Annotated in this window: 8 protein-coding genes; 4 read left to right on the top strand and 4 right to left on the bottom strand. The window is 33.9% G+C overall.

Annotation, left to right across the window (positions count from 1 at the left end):
* Positions 1-247: 247 nt before the first annotated feature.
* Positions 248-604 (bottom strand): 50S ribosomal protein L19, encoded by a 357-nt coding sequence (gene rplS, locus OEW74_RS13890; RefSeq protein ID WP_034709455.1) that lies wholly within the window; start codon positions 602-604, stop codon positions 248-250.
* Positions 605-1022: 418 nt separating this feature from the next.
* Between rplS and OEW74_RS13885 the strand changes: the two genes are divergently transcribed.
* Positions 1023-1724: a CoA transferase subunit A gene (locus OEW74_RS13885; protein WP_265429048.1), complete on the top strand. Its 702-nt coding sequence runs from the start codon at positions 1023-1025 to the stop codon at positions 1722-1724.
* A gap of 141 nt (positions 1725-1865) precedes the next feature.
* Here OEW74_RS13885 and OEW74_RS13880 read toward each other — a convergent pair whose 3' ends face one another.
* Both OEW74_RS13880 and OEW74_RS13875 read right to left on the bottom strand, forming a co-directional pair.
* Positions 1866-2546, bottom strand: coding sequence for a DUF3575 domain-containing protein (locus OEW74_RS13880; protein WP_265429047.1), 681 nt, complete (start codon positions 2544-2546; stop codon positions 1866-1868).
* Between the two features lie 163 nt (positions 2547-2709).
* Positions 2710-4515, bottom strand: coding sequence for an ABC transporter ATP-binding protein (locus OEW74_RS13875; protein WP_265429046.1), 1806 nt, complete (start codon positions 4513-4515; stop codon positions 2710-2712).
* Positions 4516-4633: 118 nt separating this feature from the next.
* Here OEW74_RS13875 and OEW74_RS13870 point away from each other — a divergent pair, with 118 nt between their 5' ends.
* On the top strand, positions 4634-5287 hold the full coding sequence (locus OEW74_RS13870) for a CoA transferase subunit B (protein ID WP_066678629.1): 654 nt from the start codon (positions 4634-4636) through the stop codon (positions 5285-5287).
* Between the two features lie 260 nt (positions 5288-5547).
* Here the strand turns inward: OEW74_RS13870 and OEW74_RS13865 are convergent, their stop codons facing one another.
* Positions 5548-6357, bottom strand: coding sequence for a DUF4197 domain-containing protein (locus OEW74_RS13865; RefSeq protein WP_265429045.1), 810 nt, complete (start codon positions 6355-6357; stop codon positions 5548-5550).
* Positions 6358-6654: 297 nt separating this feature from the next.
* On the opposite strand from OEW74_RS13865, the gene OEW74_RS13860 reads away from it, so the two are divergent.
* Positions 6655-8901, top strand: coding sequence for a family 20 glycosylhydrolase (locus OEW74_RS13860; RefSeq protein ID WP_265429044.1), 2247 nt, complete (start codon positions 6655-6657; stop codon positions 8899-8901).
* A gap of 18 nt (positions 8902-8919) precedes the next feature.
* Positions 8920-9543 carry a Crp/Fnr family transcriptional regulator gene (locus tag OEW74_RS13855; RefSeq protein ID WP_265429043.1) on the top strand — a complete coding sequence of 208 codons (624 nt, stop codon included), beginning with the start codon at positions 8920-8922 and terminating at the stop codon, positions 9541-9543.
* Positions 9544-9576 lie beyond the last annotated feature (33 nt).

The raw sequence follows: 9576 nt of genomic DNA, 5'->3' as shown, positions 1-9576 counted from the left end.
AATTTATAAATCTGTCTTTCTTAATACAAACTTACCATTGCAACGACATCCTTTTTCTGAAATGGCTTAAAAAAGTGTTGGCGAAAAAGATATAGTGAAAAGCAGGAAATAGCTCCTTAAAAAAATAATTAATGTGCAATCTAAATCATAATTGAGATTGCTTCGTCGCTTCGCTTCTCGCAACGACAAAAATAAAAAGAGACCGCTAAAAATTAGCAGTCTCTTTTCGTATGTGTTGTTGTCTGAATTATTTCTTCTTGTAAGCAGCGTCTTTAATTCTCGCTTTTTTACCTCTAAGATCTCTGAAGTAGTAGATTCTAGATCTTCTAACTCTACCTCTTCTGTCAACTTCGATTTTTTGAAGAGCAGGCATGTTGATAGGGAAAACTCTCTCTACACCTACATCACCACTCATTTTTCTGATTGTAAAAGTCTTTGTAGAACCTGTTCCTCTTAATTGGATAACAGTTCCTTTAAAGAACTGAGTTCTTGTTTTTTGACCTTCCTTAATCTCGTAATACACAGTGATTGTATCACCAGCTTTGAATTCAGGGAATTCTTTTTTTGTAATGTACTTGTCTTGTACGTACTTTAATAAATCCATTTTTATAATAAAAATTTTTTGTCAAGCTAAGCAACTTACACGGACTTCGTCAGAGGTTGAATAACAGATTGCAAAAATAAAACAATTTTTTCTGTCCGCCAATACTTTACGAAATATTTTTTAGGAATTTTAATTTATTCTCAAATATAAAGTAGGCACATTCAAAAACGCTCCAGCACCAAAGCTCTCCAACACGATTATGGCGTGTCCCTCGCTCGGTCATTCCGCTTCGCTCCATTTCCTCACTCGGGTCGGGCTGTCCGCTGTATCTTTTTTTGCAGCCGCATTTTTCCATCAAAAAAAAAGGATGTCGCTTCCATCCCTCACGCAAAAACCGGGCTTCAAATCAAAACATTACAAAAATTAGAAAATTCCCAAAAAAATTGTAATTTCAGACCACAAAATTTTACGCATTACAATGATAGATAAAAGAGTAAAAAATGCCGCAGAAGCGATTGAAGGAATTCAGGACGGAATGACCTTAATGTTGGGCGGATTTGGCTTGTGCGGGATCCCCGAAAATTCAATCAAAGCTTTGGTAGAAAGCGATGTAAAAGACCTTACCTGTATTTCAAACAATGCCGGAGTTGATGATTTCGGTTTAGGTTTATTGTTGCAGAAAAAGCAAATCAAAAAGATGATCTCTTCGTATGTAGGAGAAAATGCTGAGTTTGAAAGACAAATGTTATCAGGCGAATTAGACGTTGAACTAACGCCACAAGGAACTTTAGCAGAAAAATGTCGCGCTGCTCAAGCCGGAATTCCTGCATTTTATACTCCTGCAGGTTTCGGAACTGAAGTTGCAGAAGGTAAAGAAGTAAAAGATTTCAAAGGAAAGCCACATATTTTGGAACACGCTTACGAAGCAGATTATTCAATCGTAAAAGCCTGGAAAGGTGATCACGCAGGAAACTTGATATTTAAAGGTTCAGCAAGAAACTTCAATCATCCAATGGCGGGAGCCGGGAAAATTACCATTGCTGAAGTAGAAGAATTGGTAGAGCCGGGAGAATTAGATCCAAACCAAATTCACATTCCGGGAATTATGATTCAAAGAATCTTTCAAGGTGAAAATTTTGAAAAAAGAATAGAACAAAGAACGGTTAGAAAAAAAGATTAATTTTTTAAACAGTTTCTAAAAAATAATACCCCGAAATCAACTTTCGGGGTATTATTTTGTAATCCAATTGTCATTCTGAATGAAGCGAAGCGTAATGAAGAATCTCTATTTCAAACATAATAAACTTCCAACTTCCATCCTTTACAAGCTATATCCAACTCTCAATCCAAAACAAAAATTAAAAAAATTTCCTGAGCTTTCTTCTAAATTCAATTTTTGAAAAAGTGGTTTTAAGCCTGTTCCATTTCGGGTATCTTTTATTTCGTCATACTCAATATCGCTGTTGTTAATTTTTCTATTCATCATTCCCAATCCAATATAAGGTTCTAGAATAATTTTTTTTGACATTGAAATTTGATTTCCGAAAGTAATATTAAAACCTTTTGCAGTTCTTTTAGTTCCAAAATTATCTGTGTAGAACTTTGTTTCATCACTCTTTGGCGAAAAATCTACGGAATTTGTACCTTCATTTTCTCTGTAAAACAATTGTAATCCGACGTAAAACTCATTTCGTTTAGACTCGATCCTTGAATTGAGCAATTTGAATAAATAAACTCTTCCTTCAAGATCAGTTTTAAAACCTTTAGACTTTAATAATATAGTATCTGCTTTGCTAAAATCATACAATTGATATCCAAATTCTGCATTCACGCTGAAATATGGATTGATTTTTCTTTCAGCAGAAATTTGTAAAGTAGGATAAGAAACGGCATCGACTAATTGAGTAGCGTTTAGTTTCAAAATCCAATTGCTTTCCTTTGATTCTTGCGCAAAAATCAAATTTGAAATCATCAGAATAAGAGCAAATAGAAGTTTTTTCATTCAAATTATTTTTAAGTTTAAAACAATTTAAAAATAATAAAAAAACACACTATGTTGAAATAAAAAATTATAAAGATAATATTTTTTAAGCTTATCTAAATATTCTCAACATATTAAATTTAAACTCATGTTACCGATGTGTTACATGTTTTTCGTAGAGTTTTTAAGCCAAAGGTAATTCTGTCGCTTTCCTTTCCCCGATCTGCTGTCTCCACATCGCATAGTACAATCCTTTTTCTTCAATTAATTGTAAATGAGAACCTGTTTCGATGACTTGTCCGCGTTCTAAAACATAAATTCTGTCGGCATGCATGATCGTACTTAATCGGTGCGCGATCAAAACGGTGATCTGTTCTTTTTCTTTAGAAATTTCTTTAATTGTAGTTGTAATTTCTTCTTCAGTAATACTGTCTAATGCAGAAGTTGCTTCATCAAAAATAAGAAGATGAGGTTTTCTCAATAAAGCTCTTGCAATGGCTATTCTCTGTTTTTCACCACCGCTTAATTTTAATCCGCCTTCACCAATTATGGTTTCAATTCCTTTTTCAGCACGTTCTAAAAGAGCGGAGCAGCTTGATTTTTTTAAAGCCAATTGTAGATCTTCTTCCGTTGCAGAAGGGTTTACAAACAAAAGATTTTCTCTTATTGTTCCTGCAAAAAGCTGTGTGTCCTGTGTTACAAAACCGATCTGATTTCTCAATTCATCAAAATCAAATTCTTTTCCGTTGACATTATTATAGAAAATACTTCCTTCCTGTGGTCTGTATAATCCGACGAGTAATTTTACCAAAGTACTTTTTCCTGATCCACTTGGTCCTACAAAAGCAATCGTTTCACCATTTTTCACATCAAATGAAATAGAATTAAGCGCTTTATAGTGAGCAGACTGATGTTGAAAAGAAACTTTTTTGAATTCTAACTCTTCAATTGCTCCGATCTTTTTCGGGTTTAAAGGTTTAGGCTCGACTTCTTTTTTCATTACTCTATCAAAATTCTGAAGAGACGCTTCTGCTTCACGATAAGAAATAATGATATTTCCGATTTCCTGCATCGGTCCAAAAATAAAGAATCCGTAAAACATCAATGATAAATATTGCCCCGGAGTTACGATATTCTTAAAAATCAATAATAATAAAGTGAAAGTAATGACTTGTTGTAAAAAATTTACCAATGTTCCCTGTACGAAGCTTAGTGAACGGATGCTTTTTACTTTTCTCAACTCCAGATTCAGGATTTTGTAAGTGTTGTTATTCAAACGTTCCACTTCCTGATTGGTCAATCCCAAACTTTTTACGATCTCAATATTTCTAAGGCTTTCTGTAGTACTTCCGGCCAAAGCTGTCGTTTCAGTAACTATATTTTTTTGAATGGTTTTAATTCTTTTACTCAATAAATTGGTTACAACAGCAATAAGAATAATTCCAACGACATAAACCGGCATGATCGACCAGTGTAAACGAATTGCATATACAGAAACGAAAATAATGCTAACCAATATTCCAAAAAATACATTAATGAAATTATTGATAAACTTTACAGAATCTTCTCGCACTTTAGTTAAAATAGAAAGCGTTTCGCCACTTCTCTGATCTTCAAATTCCTGAAAAGGCAATCTCATAGAATGTTGTAAACCATCAGTGAAAATCTTAGCACCAAATTTTTGAATAATGACGCTCACTACATAATCCTGAAAAGCTTTCGCAATTCGGCTGATCATTGCTGTACCAATCAACAGCCCCAAAAAATAAAATACACCGTGATAAATATCGGTTCCGTAGAGATATTCATTCAGAGTTCTTGGAATCAGTTTTTCTTTATCAAAATAATTTGGCTGGTTAACCAACTTATCTAATATATTCCCCGTTATGGCAGGCGCAAATAGTGAAAAGACCTGATTGATAGAAGCTAACAACAGTGAAGCTATAATCAGCCATTTATATGGTTTTAAATAATTTAATAGAATTTTCATTTGTAAAATTAAAAGCCCACAAATTTACGACAATTTGAGAAGTAAAATTTATCATAGGATAAGAAAGTATTTTCGTAATTCTGAAAAAATGGCTAATTTGGCAGGATAAGATTATGCTATGCTAACTAAAGAACAAATTGCACAAAGAATTTCAAAAGAAGTAAAAGACGGATATTATGTAAACTTAGGAATCGGAATTCCAACATTGGTTGCCAATTACGTTCCTGATAATCTTTCAGTAGAGTTTCAAAGCGAAAACGGAGTTTTAGGAATGGGCCCATTTCCTTTTGAAGGAGAGGAAGATGCCGATATCATCAACGCCGGAAAACAGACCATTACCATTCTTGATGGCGGATCATTTTTCGATTCTGCATTCAGTTTTGGGATGATCAGAAGCCAAAAAGTAGATTTAACCATCCTTGGAGCAATGGAAGTTTCAGAAAACGGAGACATTGCCAACTGGAAAATTCCGGGAAAAATGGTGAAAGGAATGGGAGGCGCAATGGATTTGGTAGCTTCTGCAGAAAATATTATTGTTGCAATGATGCACGTTAATAAAGCTGGAGAAAGCAAAATCCTTAAAAAATGTTCACTTCCTTTAACCGGAATTAACTGTGTGAAAAAAGTAGTTACAGAATTAGCGGTTTTAGATGTAACTCCGGCTGGTTTCAAATTAGTTGAAAGAGCTCCCGGAGTATCTGTAGAACACATTATAAAATCCACAGAAGCAGATTTAATCATTGAAGGAGAAATTCCTGAAATGCAATTTTAAATAAAGCAAAAACCTTGTCACACCGACAAGGTTTTGTTTTTTGAGTAACTAAACGACTTAGGAAACGGAGGCGTTAAGAAAATCTTTAAAAATTCCGTTAAGAAAAATCTACTGTTCGAAGCGCGGGAAAAATCAATCTTAAATGAACAAATCTAAAATCCGCGCAAGTTTAGATTTTTTAGGAATTTTTGACGATTTTTAGCCGGAGTTTCCAGTCTTGATTTTTTGGTTCGTTTTGCATCAAGGCAAAATGAACGAAACTATTTACCATCCTGTGCCCCAAAAACCTTCTGTAAAATACTCGTCGTTCTCATCACAGAATTATTTCTGATGCCGCTTTCTTTTTCGGCAACCATTTTAAAAACGCCGTTAATGGTTTCGTTGGTTACATATTCATTTAAATCTGTCGAAACAGCTTGTCCGGTTAAAGTATTGTATTTTGAAATCAAATTAGTCCATACTTTATCGGCACCTACTTTTCCTAAAGAAGCTTTTACTTTTGGTTGAAAAGCGGTGAAAAGTTGAGATTGCGTTTTTGTTTGTAAATAATTGGTTGCTGCATTATCGCCTCCCAACAAAATATTTTTAGCATCGGTAATTGTCATCGAGGTTATCGCCTTTGTAAAGATCGGAGCAGATTCTGTAACCGCATCTTCAGCTGCCCTGTTGAGTAACTTTACTCCCTGATCGGCTAAACTACCCAATCCGAATGCACGAAGTTTGGTGTCAATCACTCTTAATTTTTCGGGCATTAAAATTTTTACTGCTTCATTTTTAAGAAAACCATCGGTTACTCCCAGTTTTTTTACACCTTCCGTTACACCCAAATTTAAAGCTTCTTTTAATCCAGATGAAATTTGGGTTGAAGTCAGGCTTCCTAAATTGATGGACGAAGTATTTTTTGTTGGTGTTTGCTGAGTATTTACGGGAGCAGTTATTGGGGTCGTTTTTGGATTACTTAAATCAACACCGGTTTGATTTTTAACTGTAGATTTAATGATATCTAAAATTTGTGCCTGTGTAGAAACTGAAAATAATAATCCAGCTGCTAAAAAAATAGTTTTTCTCATCGTTTTTATTTTATACAAAATTAGATGTTTTAAAGCTGAAATAGTTAAATGATGAGAGTTAATTTTAATAGGAGACGAGATTTTCAACTAAAGCATTCTTTAGAAAAATAATTTTGTGGAAATTTATTTAAAGGATTTCCGCTTCGTTTAAAAAGCTCCGGAGGAGCTTAACCTTTGTAGCAGAATCCAAGCACATAAGTTTGAGCTCCATAGGAGCGACACATTATATTTATCAATAACCATCAGAAAAATCCTTAGAAAATAATTATATTCGCTAAACTCAAATCAAAATCAGAAATGAAACGTTTTTTACTTCTATTTTCTATCCTATTTTCGGGATTCTTTTTTTCCCAAACTCAATTAAATTTAATTCCTTACCCTCAAAAAGTTGAGTTTCAAAAAGGAGAATTTAATATTAATAACCAGACTGTTGTAAAAGGAGTAGATCAATCTTTTGAAAACCAATTTTTTTTAAAATCTTTAAATAAAATTAAAGGTTATGATTTATCAAAAAATAATCGAGGTGATGGTGATAACGTTATCTTTTTAAACCTAAAAAAAGAATTAAAGAACGATTACGAAATTGAAGTAACAGCAGATCTTATCTCTGTCACTGGAAAAGATAAATCGGGATTGTTTCACGGGATTCAAACTTTACTTCAGCTTATTCAAACTTCTGAAAATGGAAAAATTCCTGCTCTGAAAATTGAAGATTCTCCAAAATTCGCATGGCGCGGAATGCACCTCGATGTTTGCCGTCATTTCTTCACCGTTGATGAAGTTAAGCAGTACATTGATTATTTAGCGATGTACAAATTGAATACTTTTCATTGGCATTTAACGGATGATCAGGGTTGGAGAATTGAAATTAAAAAATATCCAAAGCTCACACAAATTGGCTCAAAACGTAAAGAATCGATGATTGGAGCATATGTCGACGATACTTTCGACGGAAAACCTTACGGTCCGTATTTTTATACCCAAGATCAAATTAAAGAAGTAGTAAAATATGCTACGGAAAGACACATCACAGTAGTTCCCGAAATAGAAATGCCGGGTCATGCTTTGGCTGCACTTTCTGCTTATCCAGAGTTGGCTTGTACAAAAGGTCCTTTTGAATCGGCTACAAAATGGGGTGTTTTTGATGATGTTTTCTGCCCGAAAGACGAAACTTTTACGTTTTTAGAAAATGTTTTAGATGAAGTAATGACACTTTTCCCTTCGCAATATATTCACATCGGTGGTGACGAATGTCCTAAAACGAGATGGAAAGAATGTGCACATTGTCAGGAATTAATTAAGAAAAACAATCTGAAAGATGAACACGGTTTACAAAGCTATTTCATCCAAAGAATTGAAAAATATGTTAATTCTAAAGGAAGAAAAATAATTGCTTGGGATGAGATTTTAGAAGGCGGATTGGCTCCAAATGCCGCGGTAATGAGTTGGACAGGTATTAAAGGTGGAATTGAAGCAGCAAAAAGCAATCATTTTGCGGTGATGACACCGGGATCTTATTGTTATTTTGACCATTATCAGGGTGATCCGCAAACCGAACCGAATGCTTTTGGAGGTTTTACACCATTAGAAAAAGTGTATTCTTACAACCCGATTCCTTCTGAATTAAATTCGGAACAGTCGAAATATATTTTGGGAGTTCAGGCTAATTTGTGGACGGAATATATCCTTGATTTCAAACAGGTGCAATATATGATTTTCCCGAGATTATTTGCGCTTTCTGAAGTCGGTTGGGGAAGTTCAAATCCAAAAAATTATAAACAATTTGAAAACAGAGTGGTGGAGCATTTTAAAATTTTAGATAAAATGAACATCAATTATGCGAAAAGTATTTATAATATTGGCGGAAAGGTAATTCCTAATAAAAATGGAGCTTCATACGAACTTTCAACTTCACAAAATCCAAACGGAATTAAATATACAATGGACGGAAGCAACCCAAAATCAACTTCTGCAACTTATCAAAATCCGATTCCTGTTTCTGAAAAAATGACGGTAAAATCTGCTTATTTTGAAAATGGAATATTGAAAAGTGCTATTTCATCTCAAGATTTTACTCCTTCTAAAACAACAGGAAAAGCAATTACTTTAGAACATCAGCCAAGCGAAAATTATTCATTTGGTGGTGCTTTTACATTAGTTGACGGAATTGTTGGAAATGTGAAACAATTGGGTAAAACGTGGCTTGGTTTTCAGGGAAAAGATGTTGTCGCAACGATTGATTTAGGTGAAAAAACAAAATTTTCTGAAGTTTATTTTAATACTTTAGATAACAAAGGAAGCTGGATTCACTTGGCAAAATCAGCCGAAATTTCTGTTTCTGATGACGGAAAAAACTTTAAAACCATTAAAGAAATTGGTAAAGATGAAATTCTTAAATCCAAAGGAAAAATCAATCTAAAAGTGGGAAACCAGAATTCGAAATTCATTAAAATTAAGATTGAAAATGCGGGGATTATTCCTGCCGGAAATCCTGGAGCAGACTCAAAAGCGTGGCTTTTTGTTGACGAAATTGGTGTAAATTAGTAATCATTTTTTTTAATCATGGAAAATTCAGTCCTTTCATCAGAATTTACATCATCACCGGAATTAGTAGAAAAATTATATCTCAACGGAAATAAGAAAACCTATAAAGAAGGAGATATTATTTTAGATGAAAACTCGTCTATTCGTGCGATTCCAATTGTGATGAAAGGGATGATTAAAGTGATTAGAACTGAAGAAGACGGTCGCGAAATTCTGCTTTACTATATTCAGGCGGGTGAAAGCTGTATCATGTCTTTTCTTGGTGGTATGCATAATGAAAAAAGTATTGTAAAGGCTGAAGTGGAGGAAGATACCGAAATTTTGTTTTTACCCGTAGATAAAGTTGCGCTTTTCATCAAAGAATATCCTGAATGGCTGGATTATATTTTCAGATTATACCACAAACGTTTCGAAGAATTATTGGATATTATCAATGCCATCGCCTTTAAAAAAGTAGACGAAAGATTATTGAATCTTCTCATCAAAAAAACTGAGATTTCCCAATCTAAGACCATTATCACGACTCATGAGCAGCTTGCCAATGAGCTTGGAACTGCAAGAGTTGTGGTTTCCAGGCTTTTAAAACAGCTTGAAGATACCGGTAAATTGAAATTAGGAAGAAATAAAATCACCCTTTTGTAGATTCTTTGAATTGTATATTAAATTCTTAAAAAA

Origin of the sequence: Chryseobacterium sp. YIM B08800 (assembly GCF_026163565.1) — a bacterium.
Taxonomy (GTDB): domain Bacteria; phylum Bacteroidota; class Bacteroidia; order Flavobacteriales; family Weeksellaceae; genus Chryseobacterium.
The sequence above is the reverse complement of the archived record's forward strand: the minus strand, read 5'-3'. Positions and strand labels throughout refer to the sequence as shown.